The following is a 20,560-nucleotide window of genomic DNA, read 5'->3' as shown; positions in this document are numbered from 1 at the left end:
ATATGGCAAAACGAGCAGCACCGGAAGTTAATGCAGGCTCAATGGCCGACATTGCTTTCCTTTTATTGATTTTCTTCCTTGTGACCACAACCATTGAAAAGGACTCCGGTATTAACCGTAAGTTGCCGCCAATGGAAGAATCTGAAGAAGATGTCATTATAAAGCAAAAAAATATCTTCACGGTATTGATTAATAAAAATGATCAATTGCTAGTGGAAGATGAGCAAATGGAGATTAAGGATTTAAGAAAAGCGGCCGTTGAATTTTTGGATAACAACGGTGATAAATCTTGTAGCTTCTGTCAAGGAAAAAAGGATCCGAAGTCCTCTGATAATCCGGATAAAGCAGTAATTTCATTGAAGAATGACCGTGAGACATCCTATGCAGCTTACATAGCGGTTCAAAATGAACTTGTGGCAGCGTACAATGTTTTAAGAAACAGAAGAGCCCTGCAAGTTGGAGCTAAAAGGGGGTTTCCTAACATGAATTTCATAGAAATGCAGGAAACCTACAAGGATGTGAGATGGAATGGAAATAAGGACAAATTAAAGGCTCTTATTGACGAGATTAAGACTGAGATTCCTCAGAAGTTGTCAGAGGTAGTTGACTAATAACAAAGAATAAAATAACTTAAAAGAATATGTCTAAATTTAAAAAGAAAAAGGACGGTGGTTTGGCACCAATCAATACGGCGTCTTTACCCGATATTGTTTTCATGTTGTTATTCTTTTTTATGGTGGCAACGGTAATGAGGGAAGACACGCTTTTTATTAAAAATAACTTGCCTTTAGCTGATCAAGTTGAGAAGCTAGATAAAAAGAACCCAGTCAGTTACATTTACATGGGACAACCAAGTAAAGGATATGAAAAATTTGGAACTGAGGCTAGAATTCAGCTGAATGATAAGTTTTCAGACATCAGGGACATCGCGCCATTTATAGCAGAGGAAAGAGCTGCTTTGCGTGAGGAGTTGGTGCCTTTTTTAACCGTTTCACTGAAGGTGGATAGAGATGCCAATATGGGTATTGTAGGCGACGTAAAGCAGGAACTAAGGAAAGTAAATGCTTTAAAGATCAATTATACTACTGGTTTGGGTGACGCCTTGACCAACATAAAGTAAACTAAAAAAAATCTTAGTACTGTTAAAAATAATGTTCTCGTTTGAACATCTGAAAGTCGGGAGTTTATTCTCGACTTTTTTTATGTTCCAAAACTCAATAATCGGTTTGATATTTATTAACTTTAGAAGCTTTTAACCCTGTCCTAATTCCGAAAAATATGTTGCAATATAGTTCAAAAGCCTTAACCATTTTTAGTCCGCAATCCTTCATGAATTCTGGCGCCCCCTTTTTTGATATAGGCGTTTCGGCTGGATTCCCATCACCAGCAGATGATTTTAAGGAACAGCGACTATCTCTTGACAGGGAACTCATCAGGAACAAAGATGCCACCTTTTTTGCTCGCGTAAGCGGACAGTCCATGATTGGAGCTGGATTGGATGATGACGATTTATTGGTTATCGATAGAAGCTTGAAACCCGAGCATAATAAAATAGCAGTGTGTTTTTTAGATGGCGAGTTTACTGTAAAGCGACTAAAGGTCAGAGAGAATGGGGTGTGGTTGCAACCTGAAAATCCCGAGTATCCCATAATTCAAATAACTGAGGAAAATAACTTCATCATTTGGGGGATTGTGACCAATGTAATAAAAAAAGTTTACTAGCACTATAGTTTCTTATATATGGTTAACCTTTCTGGATTAGATATTGGAATCATAATAGCTTTCTTTATCGTTACATTATGCATTGGTATTTGGGTTTCAAAACAGGCAGGAAAAAATAGTGCGGAATTCTTTTTATCGGGGCGTAATATGCCATGGTGGCTATTGGGGGTTTCCATGGTGGCCACTACGTTTGCGGCAGATACGCCAGGATTGGTGACTGAACTTGTTAGAAAAGATGGGGTATCAGGCAATTGGGTTTGGTGGGCCTTTCTTTTAACAGGCATGCTTACCGTATTTTTTTATGCGAAACTTTGGCGAAAATCTGGGATTTCTACTGATTTGGAGTTTTATGAATTAAGGTATTCAGGGAAACCTGCCAGTTTTTTGAGAGGCTTTAGGGCTATTTATTTAGGAGTGGTTTTTAATATTATTACCATGGCAGGTGTTTGTTTGGCAGGGGCTAAAATAGCCAATATTTTGCTTGGTTTGTCACAATCGGATGCATTGCTGTATTCTTCCATCATCGTCGTAATTTATTCTTCCTTAGGCGGTTTGAAGGGAGTTTTGATAACAGATTTTATACAGTTCATTATAGCCATGGTCGGCTCAATTTGGGCAACCATTTACATTGTAAACCTTCCCGAAATTGGCGGGATGCAAAATTTATTAGCTCACGAAAACGTGGTTGATAGGCTGGACATTCTTCCTGATTTTTCCAATTCCGAAGTATTGATTACATTGTTTATAATTCCTTTTGCCGTGCAATGGTGGAGTACATGGTATCCTGGAGCTGAGCCCGGGGGAGGAGGCTATATAGCCCAACGCATGCTGGCGGCCAAGGACGAAAAACATGCCACTTGGGCTACTTTATTTTTCAATTTTGCGCATTACGCTTTAAGGCCTTGGCCATGGATTGTGGTAGGTTTGGCTTCATTGGTTGTGTTTCCCAGTTTAGAAAGCATAAATACAGCCTTTCCCAATTTAAACGCCGATATGCAAGGGCACGATGTGGCTTATGCGGCAATGATGACATATTTGCCAGCAGGGCTAATCGGTATTGTGCTTACGTCTCTTATCGCCGCATTCATGAGTACAATTTCCACCCAACTCAACTGGGGGAGCTCATATGTAGTCAATGATTTTTATGCACGTTTTGTGAATAAGGAGGCCTCCGAAAAGCAAAAGGTGTTTATTGGTAGAATTTCAACTGTGGTGTTAATGGTTTGTGCCGCCTTGTTTTCTTTTTATATCAAGTCGGCAAAGGATGTATTCGATTTGTTGTTGCAAATTGGAGCGGGTACGGGATTACTATTCATTATGAGATGGTTTTGGAATCGCATTAACCCATATAGCGAAATAGCTGCTATGGTTATTTCATTTATAATAGCCGTAATTTTCTTTATTAATGGAAAGCTGGACACACCTTGGCTCGAAATAAAGAGTTATTGGCAGTTGATTTTAGGAGTATTGATAACCACAATTGGTTGGGTGATAGTCACGTTACTCACAACAAAAACGGACGTGGAAACCATCCATGAATTTGAAGATTTGGTATTTGGCGAAGAAGATAAGTTCAAGAATTTTAAGTTTAAAATTTTAGGATTCTTGCTTGGGATAATTGGGACTTATAGTTTTCTTTTTGCAACTGGGTATTTTATTTATGGTGATATTAACAGAGGTATTGCATTGTCGGCAGCTTCGATTACGTGTGTGTCCATTTTGGTAAGAAACTGGAAAAAAATTGCATAAAAAAAGGTGAAGCTTTTGCCTCACCTTTAAAGTACTATTCTCAAAATGATTAAAGCTCTAGGGCTTTTTTTACATCATTATCCATTAGTAATTCAACCGGGTTTTCGAGTGCTTCTTTTACGGCTACCAAGAAACCAACACTTTCCTTACCATCAATAATTCGGTGGTCATAGGACAGAGCCACATACATAATTGGTCTGATTTCAACCTTGCCATCCACAGCAACCGGACGTTCCACAATGTTGTGCATTCCTAAAATACCACTTTGAGGAGGGTTGATGATAGGCGTAGATAACATACTTCCAAATACACCGCCGTTAGAAATCGTAAAGGTGCCACCTGTCATTTCATCTACAGTAATTTGGCCATCACGAGCACGAATGGCTAAACGTTTCACTTCAGATTCAACACCTCTAAAGCTTAAATTTTCGGCATTTCGCATTACAGGGACCATCAAGCCTTTTGGTCCAGAAACAGCAATGCTGATATCACAAAAATCATAGGAAATCATTTCTTTCCCATCAATCATAGAATTAACAGCTGGATACATTTTAAGCGCTCTAACCACTGCTAGGGTAAAGAAACTCATAAACCCTAAACTTACCCCATGTTTCGTCTTAAACGTTTCTTTATATTCACTTCTTAAAGCGAAAATAGGTGACATATCAACTTCATTAAATGTGGTTAACATTGCCGTGGTATTTTTAGCTTCCACCAAACGTTCGGCAACTTTACGTCGCAACATGGACATTTTGCTTCTTGAAGTGCCACGGCTTCCGCCCGTTGGTGTACCCATTGAAGGAACAGCTTGAACAGCATCTTCCTTAGTTACTCTTCCATCCTTGCCCGTTCCTGGAACGGATGAAGCTTCAATACCTTTTTCTGCCAAAATCTTTTTGGCAGCAGGACTTGCACTTCCAGTAGCGTAAGTCTTGGTTTCAGTTACAGGAGCAGATTTAGCCTCTGGTTTGGGTGCTTCTTCTTTCTTTTCTTCTTTTGGGGCATCGCCACCCTCCGGTTTTTCGGCACTTGTATCGATATGGCAAACTACTGCGCCAACGGCCACAGCATCACCTTCTTCGGCCTTTAATGTAATAGTACCACTGGCTTCAGCTGGAAGTTCTAGCGTAGCTTTATCGCTATCTACTTCGGCAATGGCTTGATCCTTTTCAACATAATCCCCATCTTCAACTAACCACTCAGCAATCTCTACTTCTGTAATAGATTCTCCTGGTGATGGTACTTTCATTTCTAAAATCATGTGTGTATAACTTTAATTGTATTCTTTAAATTATTTTATATCAAAAACTGTATTGATAACCTTTTGCTGTCGCGCCTTATCCCTTGTGCTAGAACCTGGTGCAGGTACCGAATTAAACGGTCTGGAATTTACTTCTAATTTCACCAAACTCATACGTTGCAACAAATAACTCCAGGCACCCATATTTTCAGGTTCTTCCTGAGCCCATACATAACGCTTCACGTTTGGGTATCTTTCAATAACCTTTTGAATGTTTTCGAGATGTAAAGGGAACAGCTGTTCAATCCTCACTAAAGCAATATTGGAAGTATCCAACTCCTCGCGTTTCGCCAATAAATCGTAATAAAATTTACCGGTACAAAACACTAATTTTTCAACCCTTTTTGGGTCAATAGTATCATCGATAACTTCTTGAAACGTACCATTTGCCAATTCACCGATAGAAGACACTGCTTTTGGGTGTCGCAATAAACTTTTAGGTGTGAAAACGATGAGAGGTTTCCTGAAACCGCGTTTCATTTGTCGTCTTAATAAATGAAACATGTTAGCAGGAGTGGTGCAATCGGCAACAATCATATTGTCGTTGCCGCACAATTGTAAATAGCGTTCCATCCTTGCGGATGAGTGCTCCGAACCCTGTCCTTCATAGCCATGTGGTAGTAAAACTACAATACCATTTTGTGCTTTCCACTTGTCCTCGGCCGCCGATAAATACTGGTCAAAAATAATTTGTGCACCATTGCTAAAATCGCCAAACTGCGCTTCCCAAATGGTCAATGTATTTGGGTTGGCCATAGCATAACCATAGTCAAAACCAAGTACGCCATATTCCGACAAAAATGAATTATAGATTTCCATATGGCCTTTGTTGTTTGGGTTGGTATTCAATAGATTGACCCGTTCCTCAGAAATCACATCACGTAAAATGGCATGACGATGGCTAAAGGTCCCTCGCTCCACATCCTGACCTGATATACGCACGTTGTAACCTTCCTCCAACAGACTACCATATGCCAGAGTTTCTGCCATCCCCCAATCCAAAGTGTCGGTTTCAAATACCATTTTGGCGCGCCCTTCTAAAATACGTTCTGCTTTGCGCAAAAACTTGACGCCCTCAGGAACTGTTGAAACTAATTTTGAAATATATTTTAATTCATCTTCCCCGTAGGTTGTATCCTCACTTTCCAACATGGCTTCTATGCCTTTTCGTTCGAAACCATTCCAGCGTTCCTGCATAAACTCCCTTACTTTGGAAGACTCAGCTTCTTTGGCCTTTTCGTATTCACTTTCCAAAGTGTTTTTGAATTCTGCAACGATGGCATCGGAGTAAGTTTTATCTATCGTATTTTCAGCGATGAGCTTATCCGAATATATCTTGAAAGGGTTGGGGTGTTTGGAAATATTTTTATATAAATTGGGTTGTGTAAATCGAGGCTCATCACCTTCATTATGCCCATATTTTCTATAGCCCAATAAATCAATGTATACATCTTTTTTATAGCGCATTCTGTAGTCCAGAGCCATTTCCACGGCATGCACAACAGCTTCTGCATCATCTGAATTAACGTGCATCACCGGGGATAATGTTACTTTTGCAACATCTGTGCAGTAGGTACTAGAACGGGCGTCAAGATAATTTGTAGTAAACCCTATCTGGTTGTTTACAACAATATGCACGGTACCACCAGTTTTATAGCCGTTTAACTGACTCATTTGAGCTACTTCATAAACGATACCCTGCCCGGCGACGGCAGCATCACCATGCACAAGGATTGGTAGAATTTTAGAATCATCTCCACCATAATCGGCATCGATTTTGGCACGTGTAATTCCCTCGGCCACTGGGCCAACTGTTTCTAAGTGCGATGGATTCGGCACTAAATTCATTTTTATGGACTTACCATTTTGATAGGTTTTATCCAATGTTAATCCTAAATGGTACTTAACATCACCATCAATATTTTCATCCTCAAAATCTTTGCCTTCAAACTCACTAAACAGCTCTCGCATTGGCTTTCTAAAAATATTGACTAATGTGGACAATCTTCCGCGGTGCGCCATCCCCAGTACACATTCCTTTACACCATATTTTTCAACGGCCATATACAATGTATTACTGATAGCCGGAATTAACGACTCACCACCTTCCAACGAAAATCGTTTTTGGCCTACGTATTTGGTTTGCAAAAAGTTTTCAAAATTTACCGCTTGGTTCAATTTTGAAAGGATGTATTTTTTGGTTTCTGCGGAATAGTTTGGATGATTGTCGTTGACGTTTAGCTTGTCCTGCCACCATTTTATCACCTCAGGATTTCTAAGGTACATGTACTCCACACCAATGGAGTCACAGTAAATACTGTCAAGATGCGCAATGATTATCCTAAGTGTTTGGGGACCAATCCCTAAAACTTCACCTGCATTAAAAACTGTATCTAAATCGTTTTCGGAGAGGCCGAAATTTTCGATGCCCAAAGTAGGTGAATAGGACCTTCGATCCCTAACTGGATTGGTTTTTGTAAACAGATGCCCCCGCCCCCTGTAGCCGTCAATTAAACGGGCTACCTGGAATTCTTTTTGAATGTGCTCGGGGATTTGTGTTGTAACGCCTTCTACAATCTCACCGTCAAGGCCATAGTTTTCAGAGCCAAAATCATAACCTTGAAAAAAGGCTCTCCAACTGGGTTCAACACTATCGGGATTTTTCAAATATTGCTCATATAAATCCGCAAAATATGCGGTATGTGCGGCGTTTAAAAAGGAAAATTTATCCATTATTTTTTGATGCTATCGCTTCGAGAAAAAATATTCTTCAAAAATACAACTTTTGGTAAAATATGATATGCATTTGAAGATATTTGTAAAAGGTTCTGGTACTTTTAATCAATCCGATTATGAATTCCTTAAAATTTTAAGAATTTCTAGTTTTATCGGATGGAATTTTGGAATATAAAAAAAGCACTCTCAAAATACTGAAAGTGCTTTTCTATTTTTAGAATTTTGAATCTATTGCAGAGTTGGTGAGTAATTTGTTGGAAAACTATTGGCTTTGGCAATATTGCCCGAAGCAATAAAGTTGGAGCCAAATGCTTCATCGATAGCTTCCAAAAATTTATTGGCCATAAATGCATAGCCCCGTCCAGTTAAATGAATACCGTCCAGTCCAATGGCACCGCCGGTAACCAAATCGGCGGTAAGGTTAAAGCCGTCAAAGTTTATTCCCGTGGTAGCCGCCTGTTTAAGCTCGGCATTGAGATCCACTAAGGCGATGTTATCATTGGAATTCGCTACGCCTGCAATAGTGGCATTATAACTATCCGTAGCCATAGTGATGGCCATTTGTTCCTCAGGTGTAATTACCCATTTATCTTCCAAAGGGAACGTTATGCCTTCTGCGGAGAGCTGTCCTGCCAATTGTTGTGGCAACCCAAATTGCACCAATCCTGCAACCGAAGTTGTATTAACCGTACCTATTACTGTGGAACTTGTAAGTACAAGCAAATCATTTTCTGTAGCCTGTCGCGATTGGCCATATCTGGAACCTAGCAGTCCGGCAACTAAAGGTGCTGCTTGTGCTGGTAATCCGAAGGATTGTACGAAGGCTGGAAAAGCTGGGTTTGCACTTAAAGTTCCTGTAATTTGAGCCGAAATATCATCTAGATTCTCATCAATAATCACTACTGCATTTGTTGCAGTTTCTGAAAAAATTATACTACGTTCAGCAGCATTATCTATCTCACCCTGAGATTCTAAAAAGGCATAAACACCATTCAAAGCGCCATAAATTGTATTTAGTAAAGTTATTTGTGCCTTTAATTCTGCGTTGGTCGTTGGATCCAAAGGATTGTGTGGCACTGTTGTAAAATGTGGCAAATCCGTAATATCTGGCACATTAGTAACTACGCCTTTGGCACCTCCTGCCGTTAAAGTTGTTACCATAGCGTTAAAGGTTTGGGCAAATACATTGGGATCCGTAATATCAGTAACGCCATAAGATGCTGGGTTTAAATTTCCAGTTTGGTCGACACCATCGCCTCCAGCTATGGCATAGCCTAAAACATCATTGCCGCCTACTTCCGATAGCGTAAAGAAGGTTGGGTTTTGTGCCATGGCATCTCCTAAAACGGTAGCGCCTGGAGAAGAAGCAATCCTTGTATAAAATGGATTAAAAGCCCCATAACCAGGGGTTACTAAATGAAAACTTTTAGCTCCGGGTATTCCAAAATTATTAAAATCACTACCTATATTAGTAGTTGCTTCGGTAGTTATCGGTGGCACTGGGGCACCAAGGTTTGCCAAAAATTGATCCACCGCCTGAGGCCCTGGGATATTGGGATTAAAAATAAAACGATACCCTCGTACTACATTGCCTCCTGCTAAAATCCCACCGGTGTTGTCGTTCATTAGTGGCTGTTTGAATTCCCCACCCCCAATTTTTGCAAATTGCTTTGACAAGGTATTTGGGAAAGAATTCTCTTGGGCGGCTATAAATAAACCGTTATCAGTAAAACCAGCTGTAAAAGAGGCTCCAACGGCAACATAGTTTGAAAAATCAGCAGAGCCCGCTGTCAACTCGGGGAGCATTTCCTCTTCAGGAATAATATCTTGAACTTCCTCGCAGGATAAGAACCCTAAGAGAAGTGTAAATAGCCATATATATTTAAAATTTGAAGTCATCATCCTATAAGTTATTAATTATCCATGAAACATAATATTGGGAACCGATACGTCCAGTTCCCGCTGCTGTGAAATATTCATCCCCCAAAAGGTTTGTTGCGCCTGCCTTAAACTGAGATTTAATTTTTGGAACCCTAAAATTAATTTGGGCATCCAGTACATGGTACGCCGGCACATCAGCCGTTAGGAATGTGGCTTCCCAGACGTAATTATCGCTCCATCTCCACGCCACATTAAAGCCAAAGTTTTTGAAAAGATCCGTATTTCCGAAAGTAGCTTTAAACTTGTGCTCAGGGGTATTGAAGTTTGTCTGGAAATCAGGATTTGCCGCACGGTCAAAGTCTAAGCGAGCATAGGTATAGTTTGCACCTAAATCAAAATCACCAAAGACTTTAGTTGTAACACCCACAGAAGCACCCCATGAGCTAACATCTGCCGTGGTATTTGTATTAGCCCTATAAGCTTGAAAATCTTCATTGGCCAAGGCAATAACCGAAAGGGGGGTAGGTGTACCGTTTACCGGAAACGTTTCCGATAATTGTACGTCACCATAAAAAGGACTAATAACATCTACAGATGTAATAAAATCTTTGTACCTATTGTGATACGCACTCAAATCGATAACAACTTTGTCAACCTTACCTCTATAACCTACCTCGATAGAAGTAACCTGCTCAGGCTTTACCAATTCTGGATTTGCAATTTGTAAATCGGCTGGGTTTTGCGATTGGCTGAATGCCGTAACTGAACTTCGGGTAAAAGAATTATTATAAGCGCCAGTAGCGTCATAAGTAAAACTATTCGTGCCTAAAATGGCTTGGCCGGTAGGTGAAATGTCCGCTCCGCTTCTGGTTCTAATATCCCTTTGGGGATTGTCATTTGCACCTCCCAATAAAATAATCGGCCCTACATCAAATCCAATATAAAGGGATTGCGTATCTGGATTTCTAAAACCCGTTTGGAACGATGCCCTTATGTTATGATTTTCGTCATCACCTATATTATAGCCGAAAGATACTCTCGGAGAGAAAAAAGGATCAAAAAGTTCAGATTTATCATATCGGATAGATGCCGTAACTTTTAAACGTTCGTCCTCCAAGAACTTCTTTTGAAGTTGTGTGTAAACTCCAACCTCGGAATAAGGAATGGAACTTAATTTATCCGTATAAATAGATCCAAAGGAATTCAATTCATAATTTCTATAAGACCCACCAACTTGAATTTCTGCCCAATCGATTAAGTGCCCAAAATTATAATTAGCATCAACGTGATTTAGTTTAGATTGGTCTCTCAGTTGACTTCCTGTTAATACATCTGGGTCGGATGTTACCGTATTAAAAGCCTGCTGGAATTCAGGAGTACCTGGTTCAAATCTTCCAGTATCAGCTACAGCTCGTGCTTGGGCGTGGGCTTCATCTGCTGTTAAACCAGCCAGAGTACCTTCTATAAATGCCCCGGTATATTCACCAAACCATTGCTCATCTGACTTCCATTTTCTGTTGATGTTCAAACCGGTAAATACCATATCGTAGGAGTTTCCAGCATTTTCCCGAGTGATGTAGCCCCTCACAAAAAAGTTGTCGTTTTTCACCTCTATTTTGTGTTGTTGTAAAAAGAAATCCTTGATTTGATATCTGTTGGACCCTTGGTAGATAGTAGCGCCGGAACCTATTTTACCAACATATTGTATTTCAAAATCATTGCCCCAAGGTCGATAGTAAAGGCCCCAATCTGCTTTGATGCTTTTGGCATCATAATCTGTTAAATCTGATTCAGCATAGCCTGTTCTGCTGACATTTACGGAAGGGACTAAGTTGGCAAGTGCAGGGTTTGGCAATCGTCCTAAATCTGCAAGGATTTGTGCCACGTTTGCAATATTACTTGATGCTAAATCACCATAAACATTAACCCCATCGTAATCAATATCATTCTCCCTTGTACTATTTGGGTTTACGATAGAAGTTGTCCTGTCCTTTCCTCTCGTATCATTTGCTACCCAGTCCGTACCTTGAAGGTAGCTAAAGTTGATTTTGGCGGCGAACTTATCACTAAATTTATGGGCAGCACGTATACCATAATCAATATACTGGTTATCTCCAGCGGCTTCCTGCGAAGTCATCCCATACTTATAATATCCACTGATTCCTGCATGGTCAAAAGGATTTTTACTGCGCATAAACAGAATACCGTTAAAAGCGTTAGCGCCGTAGAGTGCTGAAGCGGCTCCGGGCAATAATTCGACACTTTGCACATCGGTTTCAATCATTCCGAGTAAGTTCCCGAGAGGAAAGTTCAGTAATGGAGCCGCGTTGTCCATACCATCCACAAGTTGCATAAAACGTGTATTGGCAAATGTGGCAAAACCTCTGGTATTGATCGATTTGAAAGTTAAACTGTTTGTGTTGATATCTACACCTTTTAGATTTTCAAGGCCATCATAGAATTCGGCTGCCGCAGTATTTTTAATTTCTTTTAAACCGAAACGCTCAATGGTTACCGGCGATTCGAAAATTCGCTCGGGTGTCCGCGAGGCGGAAATTACTACCTCGTCAAGTGAAGTCCCTTCAGTTAATACGAGGTCGAATTTTTGGCCATCCGAGGTTACTTCTTGTGTTGCGGATTCAAAACCGACACTACTTGCCTGAATAGTAAATGGTGGATTTTGATTCGAAGTTAAAGTAAAACCACCGTCGAAGTCGGTTACCGTCCCTGAGGAAGTGCCAACTATTATAATATTGGCTCCTGGGATAGGCTGACCGCTATCGTCAGTTACGGTTCCTGAGATTGTTGTTTGGGCATAAACTGAACCGCAAAATAACAACAAAATACATTTGAGTATTGTTTTCATCTACGCTATTAATTAGTGTTACTATTGGGCTAAAAAATTTGAATGGTGCGCCAAAAATATAAAAAATTATGCACGCATAGTATTTTTTAGTAAAAAAGTAACTAAAAAACTGCGCATTTAGTAAAAAATGAAAGTGAAAATTGTCAAAACAATAAAATAAGAGGTCAAAAACGTTATGTCCAACCTCTTGATTGTTTTTACTCTACAGTAACTGATTTTGCTAGATTTCGTGGTTGATCCACATTTTTGTCGAGCATCACAGCTATATGGTACGAAAGTAATTGTAAAGGGATAGTGGTTAATAATGGGGACAATGATTCCAGCGTATCAGGCACTTCGATAACATGATCGGCAAGTTCTCTAACGATACTGTCACCTTCAGTAACAACTCCAATTATTTTCCCTTTTCGAGATTTAATCTCTTGGATATTACTCACAACCTTATCATAATGCTCTGCCTTGGTGGCTATAACTACAATAGGCATGTTTTCGTCAATCAAAGCAATAGGACCATGTTTCATTTCAGCAGCTGGATAACCTTCCGCGTGGATATAAGATATTTCCTTTAATTTGAGGGCACCTTCTAAAGCCACTGGGAAATTATATCCCCGCCCTAAATACAAAAAGTTCGTGGCGTCCTTATATATATCCGATATGATTTTAATATGGGCATCAGACTCCAGAGCCTTTTCTACTTTATTAGGAATCAATTCCAATTCCAGTAAATGACGACGGAAATCAGAACTCGAAATCGTTCCTTTTGCTCGAGCCAATCGTAACGCAATAAGCGTTAAAACAGTAATTTGTGTAGTAAACGCTTTTGTGGAAGCTACACCAATTTCGGGCCCTGCATGGGTGTAGGCCCCCGCATCCGTTTCTCTTGCAATTGACGAACCTACAACGTTACAGACGCCAAAAACAAATGCTCCTTTTGATTTTGCCAATTTAATTGCCGCAAGTGTATCGGCAGTTTCCCCTGATTGGGAAATGGCAATCAATACATCATTTTCGGTAATAACAGGATTTCGATATCTAAATTCTGAGGCGTACTCCACTTCAACGGGAATTCTAGCTAAATCCTCAAAGATGTACTCGGCTACCAAACCGGCATGCCATGATGTGCCACAAGCCACAATAATTATACGGTCTGCATTGAGAAATCTTTTCATATTGTCCTCAATACCTCCCATTTTAATAATTGCTTCATCTCTCAGCAAGCGCCCCCTATAAGTGTCTGTTATGGCTTTGGGCTGTTCATGGATTTCCTTTAGCATAAAGTGGTCGTAACCTCCTTTTTCAATTTGCTCTAAATTCAACTGGAGTTCCTGTATATAGGGGTCAACTAAAGAATCGTCTTTAATTTTTCTCACTTTGATACCTTTATGGAATCTAATAATTGCCATTTCTTCATCTTCCAAATAGATCGCATTTTTAGTATATTCTATAAATGGTGAAGCGTCACTGGCAATGAAAAATTCGTCCTCACCGATACCTACGGCAAGAGGACTTCCCAATCGGGCTACTACTACTTCTTCAGGTTTGTTTTTGTCAAATACTGCAATGGCATAGGCTCCTACTACTTGGTTTAGAGCAATTTGTACAGCCTTTCCCAATTTAATGTTTTCTTGGGTTTTTATTTCCTCTATTAAATTGACCAAAACTTCAGTATCTGTATCAGATTTGAAAGTGTACCCCCTCGCAATCAATTCCTTTTTTAAGGATTCGTAGTTTTCAATAATACCGTTATGAATGAGAACCAGATCTCCAGAATTGGAAACATGTGGGTGTGAGTTGACATCGTTAGGTACGCCGTGTGTTGCCCAACGCGTATGCCCTATTCCTAAATTACCACTTTTGGTTATTTCGCTAGTTACTCTTTCTTCTAAGTCAGAAACTTTTCCTTTGGTCTTTGATACTTTTAAGTCCGAACCATCAAAAAGCGCAATTCCGGCACTGTCATATCCTCTATATTCTAATCTTTTAAGTCCTTCTATTACAATGGGGTAGGCCTCTCTGTGTCCAATATATCCAACGATTCCGCACATAATATTATTCGATTTCTGGGGTTATCATATTTAAAGCGCAAAGATGAAAAATAATTGCGAATGCATTCATAATTATTATACGAATGCTCAAATATATACGATAAAATTCATTTAAGTTTTATTTTCAGACAATTACATTCCAAAAAATGCCGTATTACCTTTTAGCTTCAGTGAAAAATATTTCAAATTTCATCTCTTTGCCATCTGTTCTATTGCTACCGTTTAATACGGTTCCTTTTGGAGAAATGATACTTGCCGAAGGTACACCTGTTAGTGTACTTCCACTATTTAAAACTTGAGCATTCTGAGTGGCATTTACATTGGTGGAGACTACTAGTCCCAATTTTACATTGGTAGAATCCCTAACAAGGATATTGTTAAGATGATCTGTAATTCGGAGTTTGTAAGTCACTTCCCCCGTATCTTCATCAACCAATCGCTGTCCTAAACTAAATACTTTTGAGTTTATTGGATTGGATAAGTTATCCGTTGGATCTGAAAAATAGTCAATTATTGGTATGTTGTTTTTAAGGTCGTAAAGATAGAGTCTTAAATATCCCGAATGATCGTCACCATTTGGATACTTTGAGATTTCAGGAGATAACCTCATAACCTCATCTTCATGAATAACAATCTGCGCTTCGTTTATCAAGCGTTTTAATACCTTATTGCCGTTTTGTTCCAAAAACTCGTTTTGATCGTCTCGTTGTATGAATAGATCCTTAAAACCGTCCAGTTCGTCATCATCAAATAACTCAATAATTGCCATAGATCCTGCGGGTCCTTTTAAAAATAGCTCGGCGTCACCATTATCTTTATCCCCGTGGCTCAAGCCGACGTAATTATTTATAAGAGTATTTACCCTGTTACCTGAAAAATTTAGGGTATAAGAGGTAGCAGTTGCCTCTTCATCGCTTGCATTAATTTTCCGTTTATAGTAAACAACAAGGTTTGCATTACTGCTTAATAAGTTCAGCATTACCAAACTACCGTCATCACCTGAGGTTTCTGCTTTAATGTAAAGCCCTTTGAAGTAGTTTCTGAACTGATTGGCGTTGCTCAATTCTGGGGTACCTCCCATATCCAAAATCAAATTTTTCCAATAGGTTTTCTGGCTTTCTGAGCTTGCCAAATTTAATCTGATAGCGGGTTCAGAAAAGACTGTAACGGTTTCAGTGCCAGTAACGACATTTGTTTCAATAGGGTCAGGACTTGGGGTAAATGCATTATTTTGATAAAGCATAGCACCAATATTTTCGTCAAAATTTACCGCGGAAGTCCCAGTGAAGATGAAATTATCATTTGGGCTAGGGTTGTTTTCAGCCAATGAATAATAATATTGAGGAACGTCTTCCGAACTGAAGGCAAAGTCCCTTAACGGATAGTCGTTTTGATATATAGATAGCTGAAAACTGCCAGGTTCCGCAGTATTGTTGTCTTTGACAAACAAAGAATCTAATCGGTATACTGGTTTGCCATCATCCTCTACATCAACTTGCGTACTAAAGTAGGGAATTGTTAAAACAACGGAATCAATTTCCCGTTCAAATCCGAAATCTGGATCATTTAGGGTAGGCGTAACTTGCGTAACGATACTTGCAGTTGTTCTTCCAAAAACAGGGTCATTATATACGCCTAACATATTTGATGACAGCCCGTTGACTTGAACAGTGTCTATTTTTTTGTTATAGGAAGTGATTGTGAACGAAGTGTCGGCGGCATTGAAATTAAAATTGCCTTCACCTAAAACATCACTCTGTATAGTGCTAAAGTCTTTGTCACATGAGACAAGCGCTAATACCGTAATCAGTACCGGAAATATATATCTTAGGGCTTTATATATCTTTTTCATCAATGTATTTTTTTTGCCAAATGCCCATTATGGGCTTTCATAAAATAAATAGGGTAATCGATAGAAAACTAGCTAAGCACTTCGGTGTTAAAGAATTGCGTGTATGCTTCGCTAAATTCGTCCTTGCTCTTGTAATCCATAATAGGCTTACCGGACTCTTTGATGTAATTTTCAAGATATTCGGGAATCTCTTGTGAGCCGATAATCAAAGCATCGGAATAGTCAATAGCAACCTTCATTAAATTGTTGTATGATGGTTCTTCAAGTGGTTTAATAGCCTCTTCGTTTATATTGTCAAATTTAATCTTATTGTGCATATCTTTATTTAACGTATTGTTAAAACTTTGATTGTACACTGAGGTTACTATTTTGCTTTCGTTGAACAAGGGTTCGTCCTTATAATATTCTTTTAGATACAAAGGCAATAAGGAAGCCAACCAGCCATGGACGTGAATAATATCTGGAGACCAATTTAATTTTTTAACGGTTTCAATAACGCCTTTTGCAAAAAATATGGCACGTTCGTCGTTATCGTCAAAAAGGGCCCCGTTTTCATCCGTTAACGTTGCCTTTCTTTTAAAATATTCGTCGTTGTCAATAAAATAAACTTGGATGCGTTCCTTTGGAATAGAAGCCACTTTAATAATCAGAGGCATATCTAAATCGTTGATTACCAAATTTATACCTGATAAACGGATAACCTCGTGCAACTGGTGCCTTCTTTCGTTAATATTGCCATAGCGTGGCATGAAGATTCTGATTTGTCCACCCTGCTGGTTCACCATTCTGGGGGCTTCAAATGACATTGAAGAAATTTCGGTTTCGGGTAAATAGGGCACTACTTCAGATGATACATACAATATCCTCTTATCTTTCATACGGTTTGCTTTTGCAAGATTCAAAAATAAAAACACGCAAAAGTACAAAAATTTATGCAAAGTCCCTGTAAAATCATAAGTTTGCACCCGTTAATTTTTTATTAAAACGTGACTGTTTACAACGAAAAAAGCAAGATTGGCGATGCCATAGCAGAATTGAAATCCGAAGGGTTATCTGTCGGAATGGTTCCCACTATGGGCGCGCTTCATGAGGGGCATTTACAATTGGTTAAAAAAGCAATTGCCGAGAACGATAAGGCCGTGGTCAGTATTTTTGTAAACCCAACGCAGTTCGATAATAAAGAGGATTTAGAAAAGTATCCCAGGACGCTTGAAAGTGATGTTGCTTTATTGAAAACGGTAAGTGAGACAGGTATTTTGGTTTATGCGCCCACAATAAGAGATATTTATGGTGATAATCCCGTATCCGAAAACTTTGATTTTGACGGGCTGGAGTTTGAAATGGAAGGCAGGTTTAGGCACGGGCATTTTGATGGGGTTGGTACAATTGTAAAACGTCTTTTCCAAATTGTAAAACCGAATAAGGGCTATTTTGGTGAAAAGGACTTCCAACAATTGCAAATCATTAGGAAATTGGTTGAAAAACATGATTTACCTGTCCAAATTGTGGGTTGCAAAATCCATCGTGAAGCCAATGGTTTGGCCATGAGTTCGCGAAACACTAGGCTAACGCCAGAGCATAAAAATGCGTCGCCTTTTATTTATAAAACTCTAAAAACTGCCAAAGCAAAATTTGGCACAGAAAGTGCTACTAAAATAACGGAATGGGTTGAAAATCAATTTAAAGCACATGATCTGTTAGAATTGGAATATTTCATCATTGCTGATGTGGAAACCCTAAAGCCAATTAAAAGAAAATCGCGAAAAAAGAAGTATAGGGCTTTTATAGCCACGTACGCCGGCGATATCAGGTTGATAGACAATATCGCATTAAATTAATTATCTTTGCCACATGCAAATTCAAGTTGTAAAATCCAAAATCCATAGGGTAAAGTGCACTGGCGCTGACCTTAATTATATCGGTAGTATTACTATTGACGAAGATTTAATGGATGCTGCTAATATTATTCAAGGAGAAAAAGTTCAGATTGTCAACAATGACAATGGCGAACGTCTGGAAACCTACTGTATACCGGGGCCACGTAATAGTGGTGAAATAACCCTGAATGGTGCGGCAGCAAGAAAGGTTTCGGTGGGCGACACCTTAATTTTGATTACTTACGCCTTTATGGGTATTGAGGAAGCCAAGGTATTTAAGCCTTCTTTGGTATTTCCTGATGAAGCCACAAATCTTTTAAAATAAAGCATTGAGCTCCAAAATAAAGAAGATCCTAAAAATTATGCTCCCACTTTTGTTGGGAGTTTTTTTAGTGTGGTATTCTTTATCCCAAATCTCGATTGAAAAATTGATTGGTTATTTTAAAAAGGCCGACTATTTCTGGATTCTTTTGGGAGTGTTTTTCGGCCTCTTAAGTCATTTGTCCCGGGCGTACCGCTGGCGATTTCAATTGGAACCCATGGGCTATAACGTGAAGCTTCCCAACAGCATAATGGCTGTTTTCGCAACTTATTTAATTAATTATACCATCCCACGCGCTGGCGAAGTTGCACGAGCTTCTATTATGACCAATTATGAAAACGTTCCTTTTGAAAAAGGCATCGGTACCATTGTGGCTGAGCGTATAGCTGACTTGGCGGTGATGTTCTGTATCATTTGTATTACCCTTTTTCTTCAGTTCGATTTTATATATGCCTTTTTAATTGAAAAATTCGACCCCTTAAAAATAGGAGTATTATTAACTGCCGGGCTGATTGGCTTAGTGGTGTTATTCAGTTTTATGAAGAGAAGTAGTTCAAAAATTGCACTAAAACTGAAGGGCTTCATCAATGGTCTTGTTGAAGGCATACTGAGTATCTTCAAAATGAAAAAGAAATGGGCGTTCATATTTCATACCCTTTTCATTTGGGGCATGTACGTGCTCATGTTTTACGTGACCTCTTTTACATTGGAAGAAACGAGCAATATCCCATTTGCGGCTATATTAATCGGGTTTATTGCCGCCAGTTTCAGTATTGCTGCAACAAACGGAGGCATTGGTTCCTATCCCGAAGCCATAGTTTTGGCATTTTTGCTATTTAGCATTCCCGAAGATCCAAGTCGCGCATTCGGTTGGATTATGTGGGGTTCCCAAACGCTTTTGATTATTATTTTTGGGGGTTTATCTTTGATTTATCTGCCGATATATAACCGCATCAAGCCAAAGTAGATTTCGGCGGTCTTCTTTTTTTGAATTCTTCTAGCATATTTTATACCTTGCTCACGTTGTTTATTTAAAGTTTTAAATGATGAGAGTTGCTATTTCCCTATTGATATGTTTGTTCTGCTTGAGTATGAATGCCCAGGTAAAACACGAGGTATTCCAGTCCAATAAAATGGGTGAGGAACGCCAGATAAAGATCCAATTGCCCAGAGGGTATTCCAGCGATGTTGAGAAAAACTATCCCGTTTTTATAGTTTTGGATGGTGACTACCTTTTTGAGGCTGTGGCCGGAAATGTCGATTATTATTCCTATTGGGAAGACATGCCCGAATGTATCGTGGTGGGCATCAATCAAATTGATAAGCGCTATGACGACTGTATGTATTCCGAACAAAATTCCCTGCCAGTGGAAACAGGGGCAAGGTTTTTTGAATTTATTGGGATGGAACTGTTGCCGTACATTGAAACCAACTATCGAACGGCAAACTTTAGGGTAGCCGTTGGCCATGGCGAAACGGCAAATTTTATCAATTATTATATTTTAAAGTCCCGACCATTGTTTCAAGGCTATATTGTGGTAAGCCCCGAATTAGCTCCGCAGATGCTGGAATACATTCCAGAAGGGTTGAGCAAAGTGGAGACTAAATTATTTTATTATCTGGCAAATACCGAGTTTGACAACAAATCCATAAAACAGATGACGAGAGCCTTGCATTCCGATATCGAGCAAATTGAAAACGAGAATATTTCCTATAGTTTTGACAGCTATGAAAATGCCTCGCATTATTCCGTGCCGGCCCACGCCATTCCAAATGCTTTAGAAACTATTTTTAAGGTGTTCCAGCCGATCAGCAAAAAGGAATACAAGGAAGAAATTTTAGAGTTGGAAATCTCTCCCGTTCTATATCTTGAAGAAAAATATCAGGCCATAAAAGATCTTTTCGGCATTGAAAAGAAAATCCTCATAAATGATTACAAGGCCATTTCGGCAGCCATTGAAAAGAATCAGTTGTTCGAGTTTTATGAGCAATTGGGCAAACTCGCCCGAAAGGATTATCCCGAAACCATGTTAGGCAGCTATTATACGGCAAGGTTTTATGAGGAAATGGGCGAACCCAAAAAGGCCATGCGTACCTATCAATCCGCTTATGCCTTGGATGAAATTGCTGGTATTACAAAAGACAAAGTTTTAGAATTGGCCGAGGAGATAAAACAGGACTTCGGGTACTAATATTGAATTTTTTTAACT

General features: G+C 39.3%; 15 protein-coding genes. 8 read left to right on the top strand and 7 right to left on the bottom strand.

The genetic code is table 11. The features are described from left to right. The first annotated feature begins 2 nt into the window (after nucleotides 1-2). The 4 genes from H7U19_RS07885 to H7U19_RS07870 all read left to right on the top strand — a co-directional run bounded on the left by H7U19_RS07885 (nucleotide 3) and on the right by H7U19_RS07870 (nucleotide 3,471). On the top strand, nucleotides 3-611 hold the full coding sequence (locus H7U19_RS07885) for an ExbD/TolR family protein (RefSeq protein WP_186561036.1): 609 nt from the start codon (nucleotides 3-5) through the stop codon (nucleotides 609-611). Between the two features lie 29 nt (nucleotides 612-640). Continuing rightward, on the top strand, nucleotides 641-1,120 hold the full coding sequence (locus H7U19_RS07880; protein WP_186561034.1) for an ExbD/TolR family protein: 480 nt from the start codon (nucleotides 641-643) through the stop codon (nucleotides 1,118-1,120). A 158-nt stretch (nucleotides 1,121-1,278) separates the two neighbouring features. Further along, nucleotides 1,279-1,722 carry a LexA family protein gene (locus tag H7U19_RS07875; protein WP_186561032.1) on the top strand — a complete coding sequence of 148 codons (444 nt, stop codon included), beginning with the start codon at nucleotides 1,279-1,281 and terminating at the stop codon, nucleotides 1,720-1,722. An 18-nt stretch (nucleotides 1,723-1,740) separates the two neighbouring features. Then, nucleotides 1,741-3,471, top strand: a complete 1,731-nt coding sequence (locus H7U19_RS07870) for a sodium:solute symporter family protein (RefSeq protein ID WP_186561030.1) — start codon at nucleotides 1,741-1,743, stop codon at nucleotides 3,469-3,471. A gap of 49 nt (nucleotides 3,472-3,520) precedes the next feature. On the opposite strand, the gene odhB is transcribed toward H7U19_RS07870, so the two are convergent. The 7 genes from odhB to H7U19_RS07835 all read right to left on the bottom strand — a co-directional run bounded on the left by odhB (nucleotide 3,521) and on the right by H7U19_RS07835 (nucleotide 17,029). Continuing rightward, nucleotides 3,521-4,732 carry a 2-oxoglutarate dehydrogenase complex dihydrolipoyllysine-residue succinyltransferase gene (gene odhB, locus H7U19_RS07865; RefSeq protein ID WP_186561028.1) on the bottom strand — a complete coding sequence of 404 codons (1,212 nt, stop codon included), beginning with the start codon at nucleotides 4,730-4,732 and terminating at the stop codon, nucleotides 3,521-3,523. Nucleotides 4,733-4,762: 30 nt separating this feature from the next. After that, a complete protein-coding gene (locus tag H7U19_RS07860; RefSeq protein ID WP_186561026.1) occupies nucleotides 4,763-7,504 on the bottom strand; it encodes a 2-oxoglutarate dehydrogenase E1 component in 2,742 nt (913 codons plus the stop codon). Between the two features lie 231 nt (nucleotides 7,505-7,735). Next, complete coding sequence (locus H7U19_RS07855) at nucleotides 7,736-9,409, bottom strand: SGNH/GDSL hydrolase family protein (protein ID WP_343069082.1); 1,674 nt, start codon at nucleotides 9,407-9,409, stop codon at nucleotides 7,736-7,738. A 1-nt stretch (nucleotide 9,410) separates the two neighbouring features. Beyond that, a complete protein-coding gene (locus H7U19_RS07850; protein ID WP_186561024.1) occupies nucleotides 9,411-12,254 on the bottom strand; it encodes a TonB-dependent receptor in 2,844 nt (947 codons plus the stop codon). A 197-nt stretch (nucleotides 12,255-12,451) separates the two neighbouring features. Then, nucleotides 12,452-14,299: a glutamine--fructose-6-phosphate transaminase (isomerizing) gene (gene glmS, locus H7U19_RS07845; RefSeq protein ID WP_186561005.1), complete on the bottom strand. Its 1,848-nt coding sequence runs from the start codon at nucleotides 14,297-14,299 to the stop codon at nucleotides 12,452-12,454. A gap of 154 nt (nucleotides 14,300-14,453) precedes the next feature. Continuing rightward, nucleotides 14,454-16,151, bottom strand: coding sequence for a BamH family beta-barrel-assembly machinery protein (gene bamH, locus H7U19_RS07840; protein ID WP_186561003.1), 1,698 nt, complete (start codon nucleotides 16,149-16,151; stop codon nucleotides 14,454-14,456). Between the two features lie 68 nt (nucleotides 16,152-16,219). Then, a complete protein-coding gene (locus H7U19_RS07835) occupies nucleotides 16,220-17,029 on the bottom strand; it encodes a glycogen/starch synthase (protein ID WP_186561001.1) in 810 nt (269 codons plus the stop codon). Nucleotides 17,030-17,137: 108 nt separating this feature from the next. Between H7U19_RS07835 and panC the strand changes: the two genes are divergently transcribed. From panC to H7U19_RS07815, 4 genes are all read left to right on the top strand, one after another. Further along, the gene (gene panC / locus H7U19_RS07830; protein WP_186560999.1) at nucleotides 17,138-17,989 is read left to right on the top strand and encodes a pantoate--beta-alanine ligase; all 852 of its coding nucleotides are present in this window, start codon (nucleotides 17,138-17,140) and stop codon (nucleotides 17,987-17,989) included. Nucleotides 17,990-18,002: 13 nt separating this feature from the next. Further along, nucleotides 18,003-18,353: an aspartate 1-decarboxylase gene (gene panD / locus H7U19_RS07825; RefSeq protein WP_186560997.1), complete on the top strand. Its 351-nt coding sequence runs from the start codon at nucleotides 18,003-18,005 to the stop codon at nucleotides 18,351-18,353. A gap of 37 nt (nucleotides 18,354-18,390) precedes the next feature. Then, nucleotides 18,391-19,317, top strand: a complete 927-nt coding sequence (locus H7U19_RS07820) for a lysylphosphatidylglycerol synthase transmembrane domain-containing protein (protein ID WP_186560989.1) — start codon at nucleotides 18,391-18,393, stop codon at nucleotides 19,315-19,317. A gap of 76 nt (nucleotides 19,318-19,393) precedes the next feature. Next, nucleotides 19,394-20,542: an alpha/beta hydrolase gene (locus tag H7U19_RS07815; protein ID WP_186560987.1), complete on the top strand. Its 1,149-nt coding sequence runs from the start codon at nucleotides 19,394-19,396 to the stop codon at nucleotides 20,540-20,542. Nucleotides 20,543-20,560: the final 18 nt, after the last annotated feature.

The sequence above is a fragment of the Hyunsoonleella aquatilis genome, assembly GCF_014270105.1.
Lineage (GTDB): Bacteria > Bacteroidota > Bacteroidia > Flavobacteriales > Flavobacteriaceae > Jejuia > Jejuia aquatilis.
This window is presented reverse-complemented; position numbering and strand designations above follow the sequence as displayed.